Source organism: Brevibacillus fluminis (genome assembly GCF_052072235.1).
Classification (GTDB): domain Bacteria; phylum Bacillota; class Bacilli; order Brevibacillales; family Brevibacillaceae; genus Brevibacillus_D; species Brevibacillus_D fluminis_A.
This window is the reverse complement of the sequence record NZ_CM125436.1, coordinates 3,256,832-3,280,212: the sequence shown is the minus strand read 5'-3', so window position 1 is coordinate 3,280,212 and position 23,381 is coordinate 3,256,832. Positions and strand designations below refer to the sequence as shown.

The window sequence follows — 23,381 nt, the reverse complement described above, 5'->3', positions numbered from 1 at the left end:
GTATGTAGGGTGCGCCCTGCTCATGCAAAACAAGAAGATGCCAGTTCAGTCTTCCAGCATGCCGATCGGGAAGCCGGTCGGTTCGGTCATGCCAGGGAATGTGCCCCAAGCAAATACGCCGTTAAAATACTGGATCGTGAACGGTTCATCGTGATTGTGCACACGGTATGCCTTTCCGATGCGGAACTCCCCGGTTCCGATATAATACGATTTTGCCATAAAGTATTTTTGCTCAAGGATGCCAAAGCCGACGAGGTCGCCAGCCTTTTTTTTCGCTTCCGCTTCCGTCCGCAGTCGCTCCATTTCCTCCTGAAGTTCCGCAAGTGTCATTTGACTCAGTAAACGCATGGTCCATTGCCTCCTGCTCATGTTGGTTCCGGTTGCTTCATTGTACCATAGATCGGGCGATGGGGTGTAAAGCCGGACAATTCATGATTCTCATTCATGCGAAAAACATGATATGGTAAGAGAGAATGAATTACGATTTTGGAAGGAGCTGTAACCATGCACAATCGTTTTGAGTTGACAGGCAAAACGGCGATCGTAACCGGGGCCGGAAAAGGAATCGGACGAGCGCTGGCAGTCGGACTGGCCGAAGCAGGAGCGCAGGTGGCCGTGGTCGCGCGTACTACGGGCGATCTTGACACGTTGGTCGCCGAGATTGAACAAAAAGGAGGCAAGGCGCTGCCGATCGCTGCGGACCTGACGGAGCAAGGAGCGGGCGAGCGCATTGTGGAAGAAACGCTGCGTGAGTTGGGCGGGCTGCATATTCTCATCAACAACGCAGGAATGAACATCCGCACCAAGGCGTTGGAGGTGACGGAAGAAGAGTGGGACCGCGTCACGGATCTTGATTTGAAGGGAACGTTTTTCATGGCGCAAGCGGCAGGGAAGGTCATGTGCGAGCAGCGCTACGGACGTATCGTCAACATCGCCTCGGTAGGCGGTTTGGTCGCGTTGCGCACAGGGGTTGCGTACGGGGCGAGCAAAGGCGGCGTCATCCAGATGACAAAAGTGCTGGCGCTCGAATGGAGCAAATTCAATGTAACGGTGAACGCGATTGCACCATGGTACTTCCGCACGGCGTTGACGGAAAAACTGCTGAACGATCCAGCCTATTACAACGAAATCATCAGCCGGACGCCGGCAGAGCGGGTAGGGGAGCTGGAAGATTTGATCGGCCCGGCCATCTTCCTTTCCTCAGATGCGGCCGCCTATGTGTCCGGCCAAACGTTGGCCGTGGACGGCGGCATGTCGATCTACGGGTTCTAAGGCAAGCGACAGCAAAAAAATGCCTTCTACTGTGACTCAAACAGTAGAAGGCCAAGTATTGGGGGTTTTGAGAAAGAGTCTCGTTCAGCGCGGTAAACATAGTCAAGATGACTCGATTTGACTTGCATATCCTTACCACGTTGATACGGGTAGAAGTTCAGACGCTTTCTCAAAGCGTTGAGTGTTGCTTGCAAAATGATCATACCAAGCAATTCTAAAAAGGGGGTTAAATAAAAATAAAATTACATAAATCAGTAAGCGAACACGTGATGACCGATCTTGATTGCGGTCGGACGCGAGAAAATCCAGTGGTCCGCTGCTGTTCGTGGATTATAAAAATAAAGCGCGCCATTGGTTGGATCGACGCCTCGCAGCGCATCCATGGCCGCTTGTCTTGACTCTTCATTCGTCCGGTTCGCCAGCTTGCCATGATGGACGACAGAAAATGCTCCTGGCGCCATGATGACCCCTTTCAGCGTCTTGGCGAATTGTTTGGACTCCACGCGATTCAATGCGACAGCCCCGACTGCTACTTTTCCTTTATACGGTTCTCCACGACTCTCCATATAAATTAAACGGGAAAGCAAATCAAGTTCCGTCGGGTTGAAAGACTCCCGCTTTCCTTGTTTTGCGCTCCCTTTATCAGCCTCGCCCTTCGGCGCACTTTGCTGTTTTGGCGGTACTGCAGCGACGGTTTTGACAGGAGCCAATGCTGCATCCTTGCCTTTGCTGTCCGTCTCCCCTTGAAAGAACCCCACTTTTTCTATGCCCTTTTGCAGGTCAGCGGTATTCGTGATTTTTTTCACTTGTGGCGCTGCTGTCAAAGGTGTCTGCGCTTCGGTCGGTGTGACCAGCCAAGCCAGTGTGAGCAATACGACCAGCGTCGCCAAAATCGCGTATCGACGCTTCGTAATGGTGAATCGATTCAATTGACTTCACTCCTTTTCGCCAGTCTCGCTTGTTTCGCTGCTCTAAGCTGCTCTAAGCGAATGAGTCATGGACCAGTTTACCGGAGTGGTTGCGCCAAAATCAATCGGTAAATATAACTAAGAGAAATAGTGGAAAGAAAAATATGCTTTTCTTCGGTATGAAGATTTCGGCGATTTGCCTGAAAAGCAATAAAGAAAAGGCGACTGCATGCAGCCGCCTGAAGCTTTTATTTCTCTTCAATTTTGATCGATTTGATCACCGGTGGCGTGACAGGTGTTTCTTTTTGCCCTGTGATCGGGTTCGCTTTTACCGGGACGGACGCGATTTTGGTGATGATGTCTTGTCCTTTGATCACTTTGCCGAAAATGGTGTAAGCCGGATCGTGCTTCAAGTTTTTTACGTCAGGACCAGAGCCGATGAAAAACTGGCTGCCGTTTGTGTTAGGGCCCGCGTTAGCCATCGCCACGACGCCTTCTTCATACGTATGGCCGTTGTTCAGCTCATCTTCGAATTCGTAACCAGGGCCACCCATCCCGGTTCCTTGCGGGTCACCCGTCTGCACCATGAAATCTTTGATGATGCGGTGGAAGGTGATGCCGTCATAGAAATGGTCTTTTGCCAGGAAGACGAAATTGTTGACCGTTTTCGGCGCATCTTTGGCGAACAGTTCGATTTGGAAATCGCCGAGAGAAGTCGTGACCGTCGCGGTATACTTTTTATCCTTGCTGATGACCATATCCGGATATTTTGTATATTTCCCTTTCGGTACATCATGCTTGAGCGGAGGTGTTGGCTGCTGCTGTTGTCCACCCGCCGTATTCGCCGGGTCATTTGCATCAGGGGCAGCGGTCGAGCTGCAGCCGGCCAACAGCGCGAGGGAGAGAACCATCGTGCCAAGTGTAAGTAAAAAGCGTTTCATCCAGTTCATTCCTTTCAACTCTTTTATGCTACTCAATCACTAACAATATAATAAAACGATAATTGTGGTCAAATTGTGGGAGAGCGGTGGAATTTATGAGAGATTGAGCGAATGCTGCCCACGATCGTGCAAAAACAGGGAAAGATGGTGCTAGTTTGCTCTTGAAATCGCTCCTACATTCATCTACCGGATCGCTATGGATTTTCCGTATAATGGGGGAAGGGAAAAAACTTGCACAAAAAGAGGTGTGGCGCTTTATGGAGAAAAAGCAAGTGTTTACCGGTTCTCCCTAGGAGCCGGTCGTCGGCTATTGACGGGCGATCCGGGTTGGCAATCGCATTGAGGTCGCAGGGACGACCGCGATGAAGAATGGACAGGTTGTCGGCGTCGGCAATCCGTATGAACAGACCAAATTCATCCTGCAAACGATTGAAAAAGCGCTGCATGAACTCGGTGCCGATTTGTCGCATGTCATTCGTACGAGAATGTTTGTGACAGACATTTCCCAATGGGAAGAGATCGGAAAGGCGCATGGCGAGTTTTTCCGCGAGATTCAGCTGGTAGCGACGATGGTGGAAGTGCAGGCGCTGATTGATCCGCAGCTTTTGGTTGAAATCGAATGTGAAGCGCAAGTGGAATAACAACAACGAAAGGGAGTTTGGGAGATGGCAGAGCGTTTCGAGACAAAAACCGTTCATTTTCACCATCCGCATTTGGAACACGAAAAAGCGAAAGCGACACCGATTTACCAAACATCCGTCTTTTCCTTCCCGGGGCTTGAAGAAGTGGAAGACTTTTATGCAGGCGGACGAAATTATTTGTACACCCGCAACGGCAATCCGAATCAGGTTGAGCTTGCAGAAGCGGTCGCCGCGCTTGAGCAAGCGGAACGTGGAGTCGCCGCAGCTTCCGGCATGGGAGCGATCATGGCGGGCGTGCTCGCCGTCGTGAAGCCTGGCGAACGGATTCTCGCCTCCCACGAAATATATGGCGGCACGTATGCACTGTTACATAACGAGCTGGCGCGCCTTGGCATCGAGCTGGCTTTGATCGACTTGACAAAAAGCACGTCGCTGGATGACGCGATCACGCCAAATACGCGATTATTTTACATGGAGTCGATCACCAATCCGCTGCTGACTGTGGCAGACATGCCGCATTGGATCAAGGAAGCCAAGCGATTTGGTTTGATTACGATGATTGACAATACATTCGCGACGCCTTATCTGGTCCAGCCCGCTCGATTGGGCGCAGACCTCATCGTCCACAGCGCCACCAAATATATCGGAGGCCACAGCGATGTGACGGCGGGCGTCCTCACGGGAAAAGCGGAATATGTGGAGCGGGCGCGTGAAATCATCAGCACGTACGGAGCTTCTCTGAGTCCGTTTGAAGCATGGCTGGGTGCCCGCGGGATCAAAACGCTGGCGCTGCGGATGGAACGGCAATGTGAAAATGCGGCAGCCGTCGCGCATTTTTTGGAAAGCCATCCGTCCGTGAGCCGCGTGTACTATCCCCGTGAGGAAGACGTCCAGTTTTTTCACAGGCACAAGCGCGGCGCCATGGTCTCGTTTTGTTTGAGCGAGGAAGAAAAAGTGTACGATTTTTATCGCCGCTTGCGCTGGATTACACTGTCTCCTTCCCTTGCAGGGGTGGAAACGACAGTCTCCCATCCGGTGACGACGTCCCATCGCGCATTGACCGAGGAGCAGCGTTTGTCTACGGGGATCACCCAAGGCTTGGTCCGCCTTTCGGTAGGAATCGAAGCAAGCGAGGATATCATCGACGAGCTGAACCAGGCGCTCGTGTAGCAAAAGGGCCCCGTTCTCTGTCAACTGCTGACGGAACGGGGCAACCAGCATGCAGGGAACCATTTTCGCCAATTTCTCCGTCAAGATGTGACTTTTTTCAATGACGGCACGTCAAAAAAGATAGAAAAACGGCGAGGGTGGAGGAAGAGGGATGGGCATGGCGATCAAGCAGGGCGAAGACGAGGTCGTATCCCCTACTGATAATAATAAACCGGTATATTATGAGTCGCGCGACTTTACGGAACTGTATGATGAGTTTTTTGACCGGGTGAACCGCTATTTGCGGTGCAGGGTCAATCATTCGTGGGACGCTGACGATTTGACGACGACCGTATTTTTAAAAGCATTGGAAAAATTTGACCAGTACAGCCGAACGAGTCCGTTCGCTTCGTGGATTTTCCGGATTGCGCATAATACGTACGTCGATTTTGTGCGCAAGAAAAAGGAGATTCCTACGGAACAGGACGATTTGTTGTACGGCGAGATTGATATGACCTGGCAGCCGGAAGTTCAGGCTTTAACCAATGAAGAAATTCAGCTGTTGAAGGAACGGATGGAAAAGCTGAATCAAGACCAGCGGGACGTGCTGACGCTCCGTTACTTTGGCGATCTTAAAATCAGTCAGGTCGCAGAAGTGCTGGGGCGCACGGAGTCCAGCGTCAAAATGATTTCGCACCGCGGGCTGCTGCAGTTGCAAAAACTGTATGGGAGGGGGAAACGTCATGAGATTTGATGATCATGTACAGGCAGATGAGCAGCTCGACCCTACGATTTCCCAGCTTCTCACCCATTTGAAAAGACTGCGCAAAACGGTTCCGGTCAATTACGAGCTGAAGGAAGATTTGCGGCGGAAGCTGCTGGAGCGGATGCAGCAAATGGAGATGCAAACGGCCGGAGCGGTGATGCCTCGGCGCAGACGGCGAGTCTGGTGGATCACGGGCGGTTTATTTGCGCTCGCGCTCGCCTGCGTCCTCTGGTTTGGGACAAACGATACCGCCCGCTATTTGGCGGAAGAGCTGGTGCTGCCTGCCGACGTCAGCGCGGTTTCCGTCTCGGCTTCGGGAGAGCACGTCGCATGGGTAACACAGTCTGGAGCACTTTCGGTTTTGCCTGGCAAAGAGGCGGCCCAGGATCAACATATCGTGACGCTGAAACTGCCTTCTACTTCTGGCACTTATCAATCTCTTGCGTATGCCAATAATGACGAGCAAATGGCAGCCATCGAGCTGGCGAGCGACGCCTCCCGCATATGGCTGGTTACGATAAAAAAAGATACGGCGCAAGCGAGCAGCAGACTGCTGTTCGAGATGAAAAATAGAGGACTAGCAGGTCTCAGCTGGTCGCCCGACAATTTGATGGTGGCATTTACCCGCATGGAGCGCGGGCTGGATGAAATCTGGCTGGCCAGCACGATCGCTTCGGATGTGAAAAAGCTGACGGAAGGGAGCCAACCCGCCTGGTCGCCGGACGGCAAGCGGATCAGCTTTGTCGATGGCGACAGCGTATCGGTGATGGACATGATGTCGGGTTCGATCCAGCGATTGGCAAAAGGCCGATTCCCGTCCTGGCAATCGGCCGATCGTCTGACCTTCACGACGAACGAAGGAACGCTTGCGGAATACGAACTGGAGGCAGGTACGCTGAAAGAAACGAAAAGCCATATCTACTTGCCGGAAGCTTACCGAACCGGACTCGTGAGCACCACCTGGACCCAAAACGGCAAGTACGGCATCGTACAAAAACACGTTGGCGCGCAGGCGCAAACCGCGCTTCTTGTAAAAAAATAAAGGCTCGACCGCACGAGCCAGGCTTAAGGCCGCGTCAACAGACGCGAAGGGGGAGAGAGGGTTGAGGATTTGGAAATGGATGCTGGTCGCGCTCATACTCATCACAGTGCTGCCTGTTTCAACCGCAAAAGCGGAGAATCAGGTCGAACTGTCCGTAGATCTTGCGCTTGGCGGCATCGTGAAGTATTCCCAATGGACGCAAATCATCGTGACGATGACCAACCATGGGGAGGCGTTCGCGGGACAGCTCGAACTGGGTGAAAAAGAAGGCGCGCGTCACGGTACGGCTGTCCTGTCCCAGTCCATGCAAATCGGCGCGGGCGAAACGAAACAGTTGGCCTTCACGATTCCGGGCGAATCGCTGCAGCAGATGAGTCCCGGCTATTTGCGGGTGAAGAAAGAGGGGAAAGAGGTCGGGAAAAAAGAGCTGCCGCAAGTCCGTTACGCAGACAGCAATGTGATTGCTGTTTTGGATGGCGGTTCCAATACGTTCCACTTTTTGGCCGGTTCAAGCATTGATGAAAGTCAGCGGCAGCGCTACTCGGTCGAACGGCTGAACCCGCAGTTGCTGCCGGAGGAATCCTGGCTGTATAAAAATATCGATGCGCTGGCAGTTGGCAATTTGCCAAATACGGCACTGTCGGCAAAGCAGACCGCCGCGTTGAAGGAATGGGTGAAGCGCGGGGGCGTCCTGATCCTGTTTGCGGGAGAGAAAGGCAATGGCATCATTCCGGCTTTCGCTTCCGAACTGGGTCTCGGTGCGGGGGCACCAGCCGCTCAGACCCAGTTGGATGAAATTCGCAAGCTCAGCGGCAAGGCGTCGCTTTCCGTCGATTCTCTCCCGGTCTATGATTCGCGCAAACCGCTGTTTATCAGTCGCGAATCTGGCGACGGGCTGCTTTTGTTCGCCAACTACGATATCGGGGCGGAGCCATTCGCCTCCTGGCAATACAACAGGGATTTGTGGCGCGCCGTTTTCAGCAAATACAAAGTGTTGGAGCGATTCGAGCGATCCAATTACCAGTTTGCCGTCGATGGCACATTGCTGCGCTTGAGTCAAAATATTCCGGATGTAAAAACCCCGTGGGTTGGCACGATCATTCTGATCTGGTCAATCTATTTGATCGTTCTGGCCCCTTGTCTGTATTGGGGGTTGAAAAAACTGGATCGACGCGAGTGGGCGTGGGGGATCATTCCGATTTCGGCTGTGTTGCTGACGGTGGGGGTCTATCTTGTAGGACGCCCGTTTATCGTTTCCACAGATACGGCTTTTCACGTCAATACGATCGACATTGCAGATGACCAATTTGCGGAAGTCCAGACGGCCTCGTCCTTTTTGGCTGTGATGGGCGGAACGTTTGACGTTCGATCGATGTCTGCCTTCCAAACCGTGCCGATCAGCAACCATCGCAATGGGGGCATGACCGCAAGCGGCATCTGCGAGGCAGATCACAACGACAACACCATGATCCGCTATGAGAACGTCCCCTACCTGTCCATCCGGCAAGCGACGGCGATGGGTGTCAAAACGGGGATCGGCTCGTTTGCAAGCAAGCTGTCCATTGAACAAAATCGGATCAAAGGGACGGTCACCAACCATACGATCTATCCGATGGATGAACTGTATATCCAGCTTGGGCGGCAGCGCATCGATCTCGGCGCTGCCAAGCCGGGCGAAACGAAACAGGTCGATGCCTTGCTTGCAAACAACTATTTGTCGCAACAGGATTTCTCGGCCGGGCGCGACCAGCAGAAACGAACCGACGCGGAGCGCATCAAGGAATTGAAAGATGCGATTGCCGACGGCGGGCAGGTCGGAATCCGGCTGGTGGGCATCAATCAGGCGGCGCTCCCCGTCATGGAGATGGAGAAGCCGCACCGCGCGCATTATTGGAATGTGTTCCATGAAAATGTTACCTTGCTGCCGTCAAGCACCGGGCGAATCGTGTATCCGTATGGAACGCTGCCGATCGACGACACGAAAGACGCGGGAAATGTGAACTACCGCGACGGCATGTGGGTGCTGGAAAAAGGCAGTCTGACATTCACGCTGGCGGTAAACCGCGCTCCGTTCACACCGGAAAAAGTGGAAATTCCGTTCGACCAGAGCGTGTATCACCCGTTCAAAAAAGCAATATTCCGGGCCAAAACCGGAAAATGGGAAGAGCTTGACAAAGATCAGCCGCTTACGCTGGAGCAAAATCTCAACGATTACTTGACGATCGACGGCAAGCTGTTGATCCGCTTCAGCAATGACACCAATACGCCGCTCTCGATGCCGGAGCCATTTTTCCAAGTGGAAGGGGTTGAAAACTGACATGATTCGCACCGAACATTTGACGAAACGATACGGGAAGCTGGAAGCCTTGCGCGATTTGAATCTGACGATCGAGAAAGGAAAGGTGTTCGGCTTCATCGGCCCGAATGGTGCGGGAAAATCAACCACGATGATGATCCTTTCCACCTTGCTTACGCCGACGGAAGGAAAGGCGTATGTGGCAGGCTATGACGTGGAGAAGGAGCCGCGGCGGGTGCGGCAGTCGCTTGGCTATATGCCTGACTTTTTCGGGGTATATGACAATTTGAAAGCGACCGAGTATCTTGATTTTTACGCCGGCGCGTACCATATTCCGATCGGGCAGCGAAAACGGCTGATCGGCGATCTGCTCGAACTGGTGAACTTGTCGAACAAAGCGGATGCGTATGTAGATTCGCTGTCGCGGGGGATGAAACAGCGGCTGGGGCTTGCGCGCTGTCTGGTGCACAGCCCTGATGTGCTGATTTTGGATGAACCGGCGTCGGGTCTGGACCCGCGCGCCCGCATCGAGATGCGGGAAATCTTGAAGCAGCTGCGCCAGATGGGCAAGACGATCCTGATCAGCTCGCACATCCTGCCCGAACTGGCGGAGCTGTGCGATGAAATCGGGGTCATTGAAAAAGGGCGGCTCATCGCGTGCGGTTCCGTGGACGAGGTCAGCCTGACACAGCGGGGCATCGCGGTCATGATGGTCAAGGTGATCGGCGATACGGCCCGGACACATCGCATATTGGCAGATTCGAACTATGTCAAACGGCTGGACAACAAAAACGATCATTTCCGCTTTCAGTTTACCGGGACCGAGCTGGATAAGGCACAGCTGCTCACCGCATTGGTGCAGGCTGGCATCCAGGTCACGTTTTTTGGCGAATCGAAAGAAAACCTGGAAGATGTCTTTCTGGCCATCACGGAAGGAGTGGGCAGCTGATGAATGGCTTTTTCAGCAATCCGCTGATCGTCAAAGAGATGCGCGAACGGTTCCGCTCGAAAAAAAGCTTTTGGATTCTCGGCATCTATTTGTTCGTGATGGGCGCGATCCTGCTCGGCTTCATGTACGTGGAACAACTGGACAAAAGCCTGGTGCCTGGCGAAAACCGGGAATGGTTCATTTTGATCGCCGGGCTGCAGTACGGCATGATTTGCTTCATTGCGCCCGCGTTGTCGGCAGGGACGATCAGCGGGGAGCGTGAGCGGCAGACGCTCCATGTCCTGCTCACCACCCAGCTGTCGCCGCTCTCCATCATCTGGAGCAAGCTGGTCACCTCGCTTGCCTTTATTTCCGTGCTGGTGCTGTCGTCCTTGCCGCTTTACAGCTTCGTGTTTTTGTACGGCGGCATGTCACCGCAGCAGCTGGCGACGCTCGTGCTATTTTTCGGCGTCAATATTTTGTTTTTCGGTTCGCTGGGTCTGTTTTGCTCGACTTGCATCAAGCGTACCGGGGTCAGCACCATCACCTCCTACGGAATCGCCTTCTTTTTCGTCGTCGGTACCGGCTTGCTGCTGCTCTTCATCGGAAACTTGCTGAGAGAGATCATGCCGGCGCAATATCCGCTTGAGGAGGTATGGCAGCTTCCTGCCTTGAAAGTGTTGGCGATGCTAAATCCGGTCGTCGTCATGGGCGATCTGTTTGGCGAAACGATCGGACCGATGAGCGAATTTCCGATGCCGCCGTGGGCCGCGTTTTCGATGGTGTACGTGGCCTTGTCAATCGGGCTGATCCTGGTCAGCGGTTATTTGCTGCGGCCGAACCGCAAGCAAAGATGGGGTTGGAAGAAAATCTAGCGATTGTGTAAAATAGGGGAATCGCCAAACGTTGAGGGGGAACTTATCGTGTCCAACAAAGAATACGGAAACCAGGAAGTGCAGATTCTCGATTTCGAGGAGCTGCTGCGTTTCATCGAGAACAAGCTTGCGGCAGCGGGGAAAAAAGTGGGTCGCGACGAAATCATGCTCATTTTGCAAGCGCAGGATGATTTTTTGATGGAAAAAGGCGTTCTGGAAGAAATTGACGAAATGTAAAGAAGCGAGGCAACGGCAAGGAGCAACTTGCGGTTGCCTTTTTACATGGGGAAACGGAAATTGCCAACAAGTTCCTTTTTCTTACAAAATGGGACGCGATCAAAAGTAAAATATTGACAAATTTTATTGGATATACTATTTTAATGAGAAACAAGCTTTTTTTCTGATGATTCTTCATTTGCGCAGGAGTCCTATTTCAGGAGGGATAGAGATGGTCAGCATGTCCGGAATACATACTGATTGGAATCGTCTCGCTACCTGTTCGAATTCGACACCGGTCAGCAAGCGTGCATATCCCTTTCGCAAAGCATCTGCGTGATGCTATTTTTTATGCGTAAATTGTCGTACTTTCGCTGAAAAAGTCGATTGAATCCGACGATTCGGGACTTTTATGCGGAGGGGCGGCAAGTACCAGAAAGGTGGAGGAACGAACTTGTGAGTAACGTCATTCTTACAGAAGACCCGGCAAGCCAACGTGTGATGGCTTTGGAAGAAGAAGTGCGATTTTTGCGGCAGCGCGTGTTTGATCTCGAAACCTATTGTGAGCTGATCGAGCAGTCGCAGACCGTCAAACAGCGCAAAAAAACGGAAGAAATGGTCCGCAAGTCTGAAATGCTTTCGATGATCGGACAGCTCGCTGCAGGCGTTGCTCATGAGATTCGCAATCCCCTCACCTCCATTAAGGGATTTTTGCAGCTCATGCAGGCCAATGCGACGAAAAATGAAGATTATTTTACGATCATGCTGACAGAGCTTTCTCGCATTGAATTCATTATCAGTGAATTTCTTGTGCTCGCGAAGCCGCAGCTCGTCAAAAAAGAGCGCAGAAATTTGGTTCACCTTCTGCAAAATATTATTGTCCTGGTTGAAACGCACGCGATTTTAAATAATGTCCAGATTTTTTTGCATTTTGAACCTGAACTTCCACTCATTCTTTGCGAGGAGAGTCAACTGAAACAAGCATTCGTGAATATTATGAAAAACGCGATTGAAGCGATGCCGGATGGTGGCGAGCTTCTGATCACCGTGAATCGCGAAGGCAATGATCGCGTTGTGGTCCAGTTTATTGATGACGGTGTGGGCGTCCCCGAGGAGATCATGCCGAAATTGGGGGAACCATTTTATACGACGAAGGAAAAAGGAACAGGTCTCGGCTTGATGGTGAGTTACAAAATCATCGAGAACCACCGCGGACACATACAGGTACGGAGCACGCCGCAAAAAGGGACTACGGTCGAAATCCAATTACCGACGGACTGAACGAAAAGATTTTGCTTCTTGCACCAAAAATCAGTAAGATGGAAATGTAGGATACTTTTTTTGCGAAGGACGTGTCTCAATTGACAAATGAAGAAAAACAAGGCATCGAATTAGGAGACATCATCAGCCTGGATGATGAAAACGGTGAACTTCTGGGAGATTTTGAAGTCATTGCCCTGTTTGACCACAAAGGAAAACAGTATGTTGCATTGACCAACTCCGTTGACGAAGATAACGAATCGGAAGAAGACGAAGAGCTGGATATCTTTGTTTTCGAAGTGGATGGAGAAGAGCTGGTTCCACTTGATGAAGCACAGGAAGAAGAGATTTACGAAAAGCTGGACGAAGTTCTGGAAGATATTGAACTGATCGAGCCAGAAGACAAGTAAGCAAGAAAACCCGTCGCCCTTGCGCAGCTGCGCGAAGGAACCGACGGGTTTTTTCTTTTTTCGAAAAGCCGCTATGACATTTTGATGATATTGTCCTTCAGGTCGCGGACGAGGAGAATGCAGGTCTTATCGGTCTCCTGGATCTCGCGGAACAGTGCCGAAGCCTCATCTTTGGTCAAGCCGAGATGCTCCATTTTCGTTCGAAGTTCCTCTCCGCCATTATCAAAAAACTGGGCTTTGGAATCAATATCCCCGACAGCGCTTTCGAAATGGGTGCTGTACTTGTAGAAGTTGTTCCGTTGGTTGGAATGATTTTTGTCGGGATTCCATTTCAGCACGTAGATGTCATCTTTCGCGTAGCCGGAAGAATTGAGCGCTTGAATGTCGGACACCAGCTCTTGGTCATACTTGTGCAATTTGACAAACGGTTTGGTTGCAGAGATCATGCAAAAGCCCTCCTCTCAGTGCGGGATCAATACATCGTTAGCGTTCCCGATTTTGGCTGGTGAATACTCGTTCTCATTTTCCTTTGACCACACGAACAACGAAGTGCTAAACTAATAGACGGAAATCTTTACAGGATCAGGGCATGTGCGCCACTTTTGAAATAGATGACAACGAAATGGAAAACCTATTATGATAGAGTAACCGTGTCTGCCATCTTGCCATTGCAGGGTGGCTGATTTATTATCTATGCAAAAGCGGCTGCAGGCGACGGATAAAAATTTATCCTGTATAAGTGCAACTAACAGAGGAGAGAACTGGATGAACGATAGCCATACACTTTCCTATACGGAAGAGGATATTCAGGTACTGGAAGGCCTGATAGCGGTACGGAAGCGGCCGGGCATGTACATCGGTTCGACAGGCACCCGCGGACTGCACCATTTGCTATGGGAAATCGTGGATAATGCCAAGGATGAAACGCTGGCCGGTTTCAATGACCAAATCATCGTCACCTTATACAAAGATGGCAGCGTAAGCATTGAGGACCATGGACGCGGCATTCCGACCGGCATGCACAAAACGGGGCGTCCTGTGCCCGAAGTGATTTTCACGACATTGCACGCCGGGGGGAAATTCGGCGGCGGCGGCTACAAAAAGAGCGGCGGTTTGCATGGCGTCGGCTCAAGCGTCGTGGTGGCCCTTTCGAAGTGGTTGGACGTAGAAATTCATCGAGAGGGTAAAATACATAAGCAACGCTTCGAGTACTTCGTTGACGAAAACGGTGTCGAACATGTGGGAGAAGCGGTAACGGATTTGCAAATTACCGGTACGACCCGTCGGACGGGAACAACGGTCACCTTTTTGCCGGACCCAGAAGTCTTCTCGGTGACCAAATTCGATTATGAGCTGATTCGTGACCGGTTTCGTGAGACGGCCTTTTTGCTCAGCAAGCTGAAAATGGTGTTGATTGACAAGCGGGGGCCGGAGGAAAAACGCGAGGAGTTTTACTTCGAGGACGGCTTGAAGTCCTATGTGGATTATTTGAACGAAGGCAAGCACACGCTGCATCCGATCATTTACTTTAATGGCGAAAAGGACAATGTGTTTGTCGAACTCGCTTTCCAATACAACGATGGCTATGCGGAGACGCTCGTGTCGTACGTGAACTCGATTCCGACGACGGACGGCGGCACGCATGTGACGGGCTTCCGCAATGCGACAACAAGGGTATTCAACGAATTCGCCCGCAAAAAAGGACTTTTGAAGGAAAAAGACCCGAATTTGTCCGGCAACGATTTGCGCGAGGGCTTCCTTGGCATCCTGTCGCTCCAGATGGCGGATGTACAGTTCGAATCGCAGACGAAGGACAAGCTGGGGAACGAGGAAGCGCGGCCGATCGTCGAGCAGATTATCGCCGAGAAGCTCGGCTATTTCCTGGAGGAAAATCCGGAAACCGCCAAGCTGTTGGTCGAAAAAGCGATTCGCTCTGCGGAAATCCGCGAAGAACTGAGAAAACAGCGGGAAGCGCTCCGTGGCGATAAAAAGGGAAAAGGCGCGAAAAAGCGCAAATCCATTTCAGAAAAATTCACACCGCCACAATACAAGGATTCGGGCAAAAACGAACTGTTTCTGGTCGAGGGTGACTCTGCCGGCGGTTCGGCGAAGCAAGCGCGCAACTCCGAGTTCCAGGCGATTTTCAGCTTGCGCGGCAAGCCGTTGAATACGGAAAAAGCGAAGCTGTCCGACGTCTTGGCCAATGAGGAATTCCGCACGGTGCTGGAAGTGCTGGAAACCGATATCGGTACGGATTTTTCCATCGAGAACTGCGCGTTTGACAAAATCATCATCATGTCCGACGCGGACGTCGACGGTTCGCACATCCAGACACTGCTGTTGACTTTCTTTTTCCGCTACATGCAGCCGCTGATCGGCGCAGGCAAGCTCTATATCGCGCAGCCGCCGCTCTATCAGGTGAAAAAGGAAGGGAAGAAGGCGGAAAGCGTCTACTGCTGGAATGATTTCGAGCTGGAGCAGGCGTTGAAGCGATTGGGCCGCGGCAGCGAAATCCAGCGCTACAAAGGTCTCGGCGAGATGAATGCGGACCAGCTGTGGGATACGACGATGAATCCGGAAACGCGGAAGCTGATCCAGGTCACACTGGAAGATATGGCACAGTGCGAGCGATTGGTGACGACCTTGATGGGTGACAAAGTTCCTCCACGACGCGAGTGGATCGAAAACCACGTGACGTTTGAAGTCGGGGAGGATGAATAAGCATGTTGTCCAATCGAATCATTGAAACAAGCTTTGCCGAGATTATGGGCAAACGCTTTGGCGATTACGCCAACCTGGTTATTTTGTCCCGGGCGATCCCGGATGCACGCGACGGCCTGAAGCCGGTGCAGCGGCGAATTTTATACGCCATGTACCAGGAGAACAATACGTTTGACAAACCGTACCGCAAATCGGCCAAAACCGTCGGCTATGTCATGGGTACGTTCCATCCGCATGGCGATACGGCGATTTATGAAACGATGGTGCGGATGGCGCAATGGTGGAAAATGCGCCAGGTGCTCATCCAGGGCCACGGGAACTTCGGCAGCCTGGACGCAGACCCGCCTGCAGCGATGCGTTATACGGAATCGCGGTTGTCCGCCATCGCCAATGAGATGCTGCGCGACATCGACAAAGAGACGGTCACGTTCATCCCGAACTATGACAACTCGGAGATGCAGCCAGCGGTCTTGCCAGCCCGGTTCCCGAATTTGCTGGTGAACGGCGCTTCCGGTATCGCCGTAGGGTTCGCGACCGATATTCCGACGCATAATTTGGGCGAGGTCATCGATGCGACGATCGCCCAGATGAAAAATCCGCAGATTACGCTGGATGAGCTGATGGAGCATGTCAAAGGCCCCGATTTCCCGACGGGGGGAATCGTGCAAGGCGTCTCCGGCATCCGCAAAGCGTTTGAAACCGGGCGCGGCCAATTCATCATCCGGGGGAAAACGCATATCGAGGAGCCGGAAAAGAGCAAGGTGAAAAAGATCGTCATTACGGAAATCCCGTATGACGTGATCAAATCCCGCCTTGTCGCGCAAATCGACGAGCTGGTGCTGGAGCGCAAAATCGAAGGGGCGCTCGCGGTCCGCGACGAAACGGGGCGCAAAGAGGCAGAACAGAAGAAGGTTCGGATCGTCATCGATTTGCGTAAAGACGTGAATCCCGATGCGATTTTACAATATTTGTTCAAAAACACCGATCTGCAAATTTACTACAACTACAACATGAACGCGATCCACGAGGGCACGATCAAGCAGATGGGGCTCAAGCAGCTGCTGGACGCTTACATCACGCACCAAAAAGAAGTGGTGACGAACCGTTCCCGCTATGATCTGGACAAGAAGAAGACACGCGAGCACATCGTGGAAGGGCTGATTCGCGCCAAATCGATCTTGCGGCAAATCGTGGATACGATCATGGCCTCGGAAGACCGTGCGGATGCGCGCAGAAACATCGTCGCGCAGTACGGCTTCACGGAGCAGCAGGCGGATGCGATTCTGTCGATCCAGCTGGCATCCTTGACGCGGATCGATATTGTCAAGCTGGAAAAAGAGCTGGCGACGCTGAACAAGGAAATCAAGGAGCTGGAAGCGATTTTGGCCAGCGAGAAAAAGCTGATCCAAGTGATTGTGCATGAGCTGACCGACATCAAGAAGCGCTTCGATGAGCCGCGCTTGACGGAAATTCGCGGCGAGATCGAGGAGATCAAGCTCGATCTGGCGATGCAAATCAACGTCGAGGATTGCATTCTCACCTTTACCCACGAAGGCTACATCAAACGGGTCAGCCCGCGCTCCTTCAAATCGATGGGCGGCACGATTGAAACGTGCGGCGTAAAGGATGGCGACAAGGTGCGGGTGTTTGCCGAGGCGAACACCTCGAACACGGTGCTGTTTTTTACGCAGGATGGCAAATATTTCGCCACGCTGCTGCACGACATACCGGAGGCCAAGTGGAAAGATCTCGGCACGGCTTTGGTCAACATCATTCCGCTTGAAAAGCACCAGAAGATCGTCGGGCTTGCGATCGTCGACGATTTTTCCAAGCCTGTGTATGTCTGCCATCTGTCGCGCACTGGCTTCATGAAAAAGACACTACTTGCCGAATACGCGACGAACCGTTCCGGCGCGCTGGCGGCTGCCAAGCTGAAGTCGGATGAGGACGAGTTCGTGACGGTTCAAGTAACGGATGAGACAGGCGATTACATCGTCTCCACGAAAGACGGCATGATCATCCGCTTTGCCAAAGCGGAGGTTTCCCCAACCGGCCGCGCGTCAAGCGGCGTGAAGAGCGTCAATCTCGCTGCAGGCGACGAGGTGATCAGCCTGCTCAGCGTAGATGGCAGCGACGAAGGCAAAGTGATCCGTGCCGTCACGCGGGAAGGGATGGTCAAACGTACCCGCCTTGGCGAATTGTCTCCGCAAGGCCGTGCGGGCAAAGGACTGGTGCTGCTGCGCAAACGGAAAAACAATCCGCACCAGCTGCTGATGGTTCAGCTGGAAGGCGCGGAAAAGCTTTATGCAGCGGGAACCGGCCATGGCTATACGCTGGTTGAAACAGAGAAAGTACCGTTTACGGAGCTTGGCGGCAATGGGCGGCTCGTTATCGAGGGGGGCGTCAAAGCGTTGTTGCTGGAAGCGGCGATTCCGAACGACGAGGAACAAAGCCACGCACCGGATGCCCCAGGACCGGGGACGCGAAACGAGCCGGCAGGGCAGACAAGTCTGTTCGATGACACGAATGAGAAGAAGGAATGAGCATGGAGAAGCCATTTGAAGCCTTTGAAACCGAATTGAGCTGGCAGCAGCTCTCTCTGTTGGCGGACACCGCCTCCTATTTTGAAGATGCACCGAAGCTGTTATCATTGCCAGCGGCGAGCGGGGAGACCGTGTCGGTTCCTTTGACGGCGGAAAGCTTGCGGACCATGGTGGCGCAGCTGTCCGAGGATACGCCTTTTGACAAGAAGCGGTTTGCGATCAGCTGGAAGGACGACGGCGGCGATCACGGAACGGTGGCGATAACCATGCCGTCCGGAGACGTGTTGGAACAGCCGACCGAACTCGCGCACTTTTCACTGCTGTAGATATTTTTGTGGCGCTTGGCAACACTAAGGGGCAGGAGGTGTTGGGAGTGGAACAAAACATCGAGGTAAATGGCCGCGAGCTGAACTTTGCCACGACGTACGACGGTGATTCGCAGTACAATGTGCAGGTGCGCAGCGGTGAGAAGGTCGTGACGATGTTCAAAATTGCTGCTGACGAGGAACATGACGTGTTCGCAGCTGCCCTTGCGCACGTCAAAGCGGATATCGAGATGGGCAATCTCAAAATCTGACAAGCTTTGCGGGTTGTTTTTTGCCCGTCCGGACAAGCTGCTGGCATGATGCTGGCAGCTTGTTCTTTTCCGGCGGGGTTGCAAAAGGATACAATAAGAGCAAAGGGATGCGGAACGAATGGGTGGACATATGCAAAACCAACAACGGAAACAATGGAACCGGGAAGAGATACAAGCGATGAAAACGACAGGTGAGCTGTATGCAGCCCTGCGAACAATTGAAACGCAGCGAAAAGATGCCGAGCAGCAGGCTCAGCCTTCGCTGGATGGTGTGGAAGCAGCTGTCTTGACGCGGCTTGCCGCACATCGGCTGGAAAAGCGGACCGGGTTCGATTTGGCATGGGAATGGATCGAACGGGCGCTGGCGCTTGAACCGGAGCAAAGCGAAACAGCCGAGCTTGCCATGAGCATCCTGCTTGCCCAATTGGCCCAAGCCGACGATCATGCCCGGGAGCTGCCGGTAATACGTGAAACGGACAGCGCCATGATGCGCAAATCACAGGCGGCAGCGCTCACCGAGACGATCGGAAGCGTGGAGGAACGAATTGGCGCGCGAATGGGCAAAATCGAGCGGCTGGAGCAACTTGCGGCGAAGGTCGAACAATCGCAGGCTGGGAAGCAGGCGTTACCGCTAAAACGGATCGACGAACGGATGCTGGCGGTGCTCAGTCAGTTGCGGGAGCTTGCCGAGGGGTATCTGGAGTCGCTGCGAGGCAGTTTTTACTCATCCGACATGCTGGCGGAGGTACAGCGGGCCATACGCGAGTTTGCTGCACTGGTTGCCGAGCGGGAGCAACTGCTTGAACCGTATCGCGGTCACCGGATGGACAAGAGCGCTCCTGCGGCATTGGATGAGCTGGAGGAGCTGATTGGCTTGTCGGCGCCAAAGGAGCGTATCCGCAAGCTCGCCCAATTTTTACGCTACCAGCAAGTGAGGAGCAAGCGGGGCTGGGTCATGCAGGACAAGCCTGAGCTGCACATGGTGCTGATGGGCAATCCGGGCACAGGGAAGACGACGCTGGCCCGGCTGATCGCGCGCATGTATCACGAGCTGGGGCTTTTGCCGAGCGCTGAGGTGATCGAGGTTGACCGCTCCCAGCTCGTCGGCGCTTATGTGGGCCAATCGGAGCAAAAAACGATGGACGCGATTGCGCGGGCGATCGGCGGCGTCCTGTTCATCGATGAAGCCTACAGCTTGAAGCGCCCTGACGCCAGCGGCAGCGATTACGGGCAGACGGTGATCGATACGCTTGTATCCGCGATGACCAGCGGTGAATATGTCGGCAAATTCGTCGTCATTTTGGCGGGCTATCCGGAAGAGATGCGACAATTTCTGTTTGCCAATCCGGGGCTGCGCAGCCGTTTCCCTGAGCAAGGGCATTTTTTGCTGCCGGACTATACCACGGAAGAGCTTATCACGATCGGCGAGCAAGTGGCGGAGCGCAACGACTTTTCGTTAACCCCAGAGGCGGTGCATGCGTTGCGCGAGCGGATCGAGCGCGAACGCGTCGATGAAACGTTCGGCAATGCGCGCGCCGTCAAAAGCATCGTGCTTGATGCGATTTTTCACAAAGGCGAACGGGTGGAGAAGAACGGTCAGGAAGGGCTGCAGGTCGATGATTTCACGGTGCTGTACCCGGATGATATTTTGCCACATGACCTGCAAGTACATCAGCCAACGCAAGCGGGAGCGTCGGCGCAGCTGGAACGAATGATCGGGCTTGCGGCAGTCAAGGCTGAATTCCGTAAAATCAAAGCGTTTCTGCAGGTCCAGCAGCTGCGCATCGCTAATGGACTCGCCTCCGTGCCGGTCGAGATGCATGCTGTCTTCAGCGGAAGTCCGGGCACAGGCAAGACGACGATCGCGCGACTGTATGCGGAGCTGTTACAAGAACACGGGTACCTGAAGCGCGGCCATCTGGTCGTCGCGAGCCGCACCGACCTGGTCGCGGGTTTCGTCGGGCAAACAGCGGAAAAAACGCGGAGAAAGATCAAGGAAGCGCTCGGCGGCGTCCTGTTCATCGATGAGGCGTATGCGTTGGTTACAGGAAGCGAAAACGACTTTGGCCGCGAAGCGATCCACACGCTGGTGGAGGAAATGACGCGGCACCGTGAAAACCTGGTCATCGTCGTCGCGGGGTATCCGGCGGAGATGGAGCAATTTTTGGCGCTGAATCCGGGACTTCGCTCGCGGTTTACCCGGTTCGTCCATTTTCCCGACTACACCGCTGAAGAGCTTGTGGCGATCATTGCCCAACGCGTGGAGGAATTGGGGTATCGGGTGAAGCCGGACGTGCTGGGAGAGCTTGAAACCATCATCGCATCGCTTCATGCTGCAGGAGTAAACGGCGGCAATGCCAGGTTCGCGCGCCATCTGGTCGACGAGGCGATCATTCGCCAGGCGCTGCGCATCAGCGAAAACGCAACGGAAACGCCGTCGCCGGACATGTTTGTACAGCTTGCGCGCGAAGATTTCGTCTCGGAAGAATCCCCTCTGTTCATGCCGGACAACGGGTGATACACTCCTGGTAACGGCTTGTTCACGTTCATCACCATGCAGACAGAGAGGACGACTTTTCGTGAAAACAAGATGGCATGCTGCATTATCCGGCCCGGTGGCGATTGCACTGCTTTTTGCCGCCATGCCGACGTTTGCAAGTGGAACAACGCTTGACGATCGCACAGGAACAGAGCTTTCGCTTAGAAACAAAAACACCGAGCTTGCGCAGCCGCATGTCATGCGGACGGCCGCTGTGCAGTCCCGGCTGGTCATCATCCAAATGGCGGGACCCGTGCAGGCAGAATGGAAAGAGGAGCTTGCCCAGGACGGGGTCCTTTTGGGCGATTATGTGCCAGACTTTTCATTCGTGGCCAAACTGTCGGAAAATACCGATCCGAGCAAGTTGGAGCAATATTCGTTTGTGAAACGAATCGTGCCGTACCGGCAATCGTATAAAATTTCGCAGGAACTGCTTGATGCGATCAATCGGGACGGCAGCGCGACCGTCGCCATCCACGGTTTGCAGACTGAAATGGGCCGGAAAATCGTCACAGAGACGATCACACAGCGCGACCTGGCTGGCTATCTCGCCTCCGACGATGTGGTCGCGATCATGCCTGCTAGCAAGCGTGTGGCGCTGAACAACGTAGCTGGCGGTATCATTCATGCGGACAAGCTGGCGGATACAGGCTATACCGGTGCGAACCAAATCGTCGGCGTGATCGACACGGGCCTCGACAGCGGCAAAAAAGCGACATTGCATCCCGATCTGCAAGGGCAGGTCAAGGAGCTGATCGCGGTCAGCCGAAAAGGTGACGCGAGCGATCCGAACGGCCACGGCACACATGTGGCGGGCTCGATTGTGGGCACGGGAGCCGCGTCGGATGGCAAAGTGAAGGGGATGGCACCCGATGCCAGGCTGATTTTTCACTCCGTCCTGGATGAAGGCGATTCTCTTGCGATCGACGACGACAATCTGACGGCGATGCTGACCGAAGCGTACGATGGCGGCGCCCGGATTCACAGCGACTCGTGGGGAGAAGCTTATGGCAGCGGCGAATATGACAGCGATGCACAAGAGATGGACTGCTTTGTCTGGGAGCATCCGGACATGGCGATACTGGTCGCGGCGGGCAATGACGGCAGCGACGAGGGGACGATCAGCAGTCCGGCCACGGCCAAAAATGTAATTGCAGTCGGGGCGTCGGAAAGCGTTCGGCCTGCACTGAAAGATCGCAGCGCCGACAATCCGGACGACATCGCGTATTTTAGCAGCCGCGGACCGACGATTGACGGACGCATCAAGCCGGATGTGGTCGCACCGGGAAGCATGATCCTGTCGCTGCGCTCACAGCTTGCCGCCGAAGGAGAAGCATCGGCTGATCAGGGAATCGATCCGAACTTTTATACATACTTGAGCGGGACGAGCATGGCAACGCCGATTTTGGCAGGCGGCGTGGCGCAAATCCGCCAGTTTTTGCAGGAAAATGGGACAAGCGACCCGAGCGCAGCGCTGATCAAGGCGATGGTGATCAATGGTGCGGATGATCTGAACCAAGATACGATGGCGCAAGGGTTCGGGCGAGCCAATCTGCTGTCTGCAATCGCAGCAAGCTGCATCGATGAGCAAACAGACGGCTTGCAGACCGGCAATCAGCGCACGTACACGGTACAGGTGACCGATCCCGACCAGCCGCTCATTGCGACATTGGCATGGACGGACGCGCCTGGCTCCGTCACCGCGCTGGACCAACTGGTCAACAACCTCGACCTGACGATTGAGACGCCAGGAGGCGAGATTTATCGCGGAAACGATCGTGAAGCGCCGTATGATGATGAAGCGGACGAAACGAACAACGTGGAGCGAGTCATCATTCCCCATCCGGAAAAAGGGACGTACACGATTACGGTCAATGGGGTGAACATACCGATCGGACCGCAGCCTTTTGCGCTCGTCGCAAACGCTACGATCGGCGAGAGTCAACCGGGTTCGGACTTCAAAAAAGAACGCCACACAGGCACGGTCCGCACCGGCAGCCTCGAGACGAAGGTACGGGAATACGCCATCAAAACGGGAGCAGCCGGAACGATTTCGCTGGCTTTAAACTGGGAGAGCGAGGCGAATCTTCACCTATACTTGCTCGACAGCAAAGGGAAGACGGTTGCCAAGGCGACGAATCGCAAGGGAAGGCCGAAAACGATCAGCTATACGGGGAAAAAAGCAGCGGCCTACACAGTTCAGGTGCGCGCCGTAAGTGGAGAGGCCGATTATACGATCGAAATGAAATATCCGAAAAAACAAAGCAAAAAGTAAAGCGGTGCGGCTCGTGAGCCGC

Annotated in this window: 20 protein-coding genes and 1 pseudogene; 17 read left to right on the top strand and 4 right to left on the bottom strand. The window is 53.6% G+C overall.

Features of this window, described 5'->3' with window-relative positions:
• Nucleotides 1-45 precede the first annotated feature (45 nt).
• Nucleotides 46-348, bottom strand: a complete 303-nt coding sequence (locus ACTID9_RS16275; protein WP_441065589.1) for a YfhH family protein — start codon at nt 346-348, stop codon at nt 46-48.
• A gap of 156 nt (nt 349-504) precedes the next feature.
• On the opposite strand from ACTID9_RS16275, the gene ACTID9_RS16270 reads away from it, so the two are divergent.
• Nucleotides 505-1,272 (top strand): SDR family NAD(P)-dependent oxidoreductase, encoded by a 768-nt coding sequence (locus ACTID9_RS16270; protein WP_441065587.1) that lies wholly within the window; start codon nt 505-507, stop codon nt 1,270-1,272.
• Nucleotides 1,273-1,523: 251 nt separating this feature from the next.
• On the opposite strand, the gene ACTID9_RS16265 is transcribed toward ACTID9_RS16270, so the two are convergent.
• Nucleotides 1,524-2,201 (bottom strand): cell wall hydrolase, encoded by a 678-nt coding sequence (locus tag ACTID9_RS16265; RefSeq protein WP_441065586.1) that lies wholly within the window; start codon nt 2,199-2,201, stop codon nt 1,524-1,526.
• A 227-nt stretch (nt 2,202-2,428) separates the two neighbouring features.
• Nucleotides 2,429-3,121, bottom strand: a complete 693-nt coding sequence (locus ACTID9_RS16260; protein ID WP_441072619.1) for a peptidylprolyl isomerase — start codon at nt 3,119-3,121, stop codon at nt 2,429-2,431.
• 257 nt (nt 3,122-3,378) lie between these two features.
• On the opposite strand from ACTID9_RS16260, the pseudogene ACTID9_RS16255 reads away from it, so the two are divergent.
• The 10 genes and pseudogenes from ACTID9_RS16255 (at nt 3,379) to ACTID9_RS16210 (ending at nt 12,704) form a co-directional block, all read left to right on the top strand.
• Nucleotides 3,379-3,762 (top strand): annotated as a pseudogene (locus ACTID9_RS16255) (RidA family protein).
• Nucleotides 3,763-3,786: 24 nt separating this feature from the next.
• Nucleotides 3,787-4,932: a trans-sulfuration enzyme family protein gene (locus ACTID9_RS16250; protein ID WP_441065584.1), complete on the top strand. Its 1,146-nt coding sequence runs from the start codon at nt 3,787-3,789 to the stop codon at nt 4,930-4,932.
• A 151-nt stretch (nt 4,933-5,083) separates the two neighbouring features.
• The gene (locus tag ACTID9_RS16245) at nt 5,084-5,665 is read left to right on the top strand and encodes an RNA polymerase sigma factor (RefSeq protein WP_441065582.1); all 582 of its coding nucleotides are present in this window, start codon (nt 5,084-5,086) and stop codon (nt 5,663-5,665) included.
• The gene (locus tag ACTID9_RS16240; RefSeq protein WP_441065580.1) at nt 5,655-6,719 is read left to right on the top strand and encodes a hypothetical protein; all 1,065 of its coding nucleotides are present in this window, start codon (nt 5,655-5,657) and stop codon (nt 6,717-6,719) included. The genes ACTID9_RS16245 and ACTID9_RS16240 overlap by 11 nt, the downstream gene beginning before the upstream one ends.
• 61 nt (nt 6,720-6,780) lie before the next feature.
• Nucleotides 6,781-9,036, top strand: a complete 2,256-nt coding sequence (locus ACTID9_RS16235; protein WP_441065578.1) for a hypothetical protein — start codon at nt 6,781-6,783, stop codon at nt 9,034-9,036.
• 1 nt (nt 9,037) lies between these two features.
• Nucleotides 9,038-9,964 carry an ABC transporter ATP-binding protein gene (locus ACTID9_RS16230; RefSeq protein WP_441065576.1) on the top strand — a complete coding sequence of 309 codons (927 nt, stop codon included), beginning with the start codon at nt 9,038-9,040 and terminating at the stop codon, nt 9,962-9,964.
• Complete coding sequence (locus tag ACTID9_RS16225) at nt 9,964-10,818, top strand: ABC transporter permease (protein WP_441065574.1); 855 nt, start codon at nt 9,964-9,966, stop codon at nt 10,816-10,818. The genes ACTID9_RS16230 and ACTID9_RS16225 overlap by 1 nt, the downstream gene beginning before the upstream one ends.
• A 48-nt stretch (nt 10,819-10,866) precedes the next feature.
• Complete coding sequence (locus ACTID9_RS16220) at nt 10,867-11,055, top strand: hypothetical protein (protein WP_441065572.1); 189 nt, start codon at nt 10,867-10,869, stop codon at nt 11,053-11,055.
• Nucleotides 11,056-11,490: 435 nt separating this feature from the next.
• A complete protein-coding gene (locus ACTID9_RS16215) occupies nt 11,491-12,315 on the top strand; it encodes an ATP-binding protein (protein ID WP_441065570.1) in 825 nt (274 codons plus the stop codon).
• Nucleotides 12,316-12,395: 80 nt separating this feature from the next.
• Nucleotides 12,396-12,704 (top strand): DUF1292 domain-containing protein, encoded by a 309-nt coding sequence (locus tag ACTID9_RS16210; RefSeq protein WP_441065568.1) that lies wholly within the window; start codon nt 12,396-12,398, stop codon nt 12,702-12,704.
• 71 nt (nt 12,705-12,775) lie between these two features.
• Here the strand turns inward: ACTID9_RS16210 and ACTID9_RS16205 are convergent, their stop codons facing one another.
• Nucleotides 12,776-13,150: a general stress protein gene (locus ACTID9_RS16205; RefSeq protein ID WP_441065566.1), complete on the bottom strand. Its 375-nt coding sequence runs from the start codon at nt 13,148-13,150 to the stop codon at nt 12,776-12,778.
• A gap of 319 nt (nt 13,151-13,469) precedes the next feature.
• Here ACTID9_RS16205 and ACTID9_RS16200 point away from each other — a divergent pair, with 319 nt between their 5' ends.
• From ACTID9_RS16200 to ACTID9_RS16175, 6 genes are all read left to right on the top strand, one after another.
• Nucleotides 13,470-15,425 (top strand): DNA gyrase/topoisomerase IV subunit B, encoded by a 1,956-nt coding sequence (locus ACTID9_RS16200; protein ID WP_441065564.1) that lies wholly within the window; start codon nt 13,470-13,472, stop codon nt 15,423-15,425.
• Between the two features lie 2 nt (nt 15,426-15,427).
• Entirely contained in the window at nt 15,428-17,968 is a 2,541-nt protein-coding gene (gene parC, locus ACTID9_RS16195; protein ID WP_441065562.1) for a DNA topoisomerase IV subunit A, read from the top strand.
• A gap of 2 nt (nt 17,969-17,970) precedes the next feature.
• Complete coding sequence (locus tag ACTID9_RS16190; RefSeq protein ID WP_441065560.1) at nt 17,971-18,294, top strand: hypothetical protein; 324 nt, start codon at nt 17,971-17,973, stop codon at nt 18,292-18,294.
• 47 nt (nt 18,295-18,341) lie between these two features.
• Nucleotides 18,342-18,545, top strand: a complete 204-nt coding sequence (locus ACTID9_RS16185) for a hypothetical protein (protein ID WP_441065559.1) — start codon at nt 18,342-18,344, stop codon at nt 18,543-18,545.
• Nucleotides 18,546-18,675: 130 nt separating this feature from the next.
• Nucleotides 18,676-21,063 carry an AAA family ATPase gene (locus ACTID9_RS16180; protein ID WP_441065557.1) on the top strand — a complete coding sequence of 796 codons (2,388 nt, stop codon included), beginning with the start codon at nt 18,676-18,678 and terminating at the stop codon, nt 21,061-21,063.
• Between the two features lie 61 nt (nt 21,064-21,124).
• Nucleotides 21,125-23,359 (top strand): S8 family serine peptidase, encoded by a 2,235-nt coding sequence (locus ACTID9_RS16175; protein ID WP_441065555.1) that lies wholly within the window; start codon nt 21,125-21,127, stop codon nt 23,357-23,359.
• Nucleotides 23,360-23,381: the final 22 nt, after the last annotated feature.